General features: G+C 69.9%; 1 protein-coding gene. It reads right to left on the reverse strand.

Features of this window, described 5'->3' with window-relative positions; translation table 11 throughout:
• Positions 1–508, reverse strand: a 508-nt coding sequence (locus B7L92_RS38425; RefSeq protein WP_107501751.1) for a cysteine hydrolase family protein, incomplete at its 3' end; no start/stop codon positions are given.
• Positions 509–638 lie beyond the last annotated feature (130 nt).

Consider the following 638-nt stretch of genomic DNA (forward strand, 5'->3'; position numbering starts at 1 on the left):
CGTGCGCGCCCATGTTGCGTTCCATCATCCGCAGGGCGGCGTCCGCGAGGTCGGCGTGGATGTGGGCGACGGCGTCCCGCGGCACGGTCACCTCGAAGTGGCGGATGTGCGCGTCGAGCGAGGAGTAGAGGACGCACTGCTCCGTCACCTGGCCGCACAGCACGAGCCGCTCGATGCCCTGCTGGTTGAGCAGGTAACCGAGTGGGGTCTCGAAGAAGATCGAGTGGCGTGCCTTGACGACGAAGAGGGAGGAGTCGTCCGGCCGCAGCGGCTCGACGAGGTGGGCGTGCGGGCCCGACAGGGCCTTGTCGAGCAGTTCGCCGTGGTGGGAGCGCCACTCGCCGAAGTTGTCGTTGACGTAGATCACCGGTGCGTTCCGTCGCCGCGCCCGCTCCAGCAGGCCGGAGACGACGGGCACGACCGACTCCGCGGACGGGATCAGCAGCTCGGCGTCCGGGTGGTCGTAGGTGTTGATCATGTCGATGACGATCAGCGCTGTCTTGCCCATGGGATCAGGGTGCCCCGTGCGCCGGAATCGAACGACGGGGCGGAGGGGACTCCACCGGCCGTCCGGGTGAGCGCGCCGTCCGTGACCGCCCACTGCCGACGGCCTGCCCGACGACGGAGGGGCTGCGCCG

It is taken from the genome of Streptomyces viridosporus (genome assembly GCF_002078235.1).
Taxonomy (GTDB): Bacteria; Actinomycetota; Actinomycetes; order Streptomycetales; family Streptomycetaceae; genus Streptomyces; species Streptomyces viridosporus.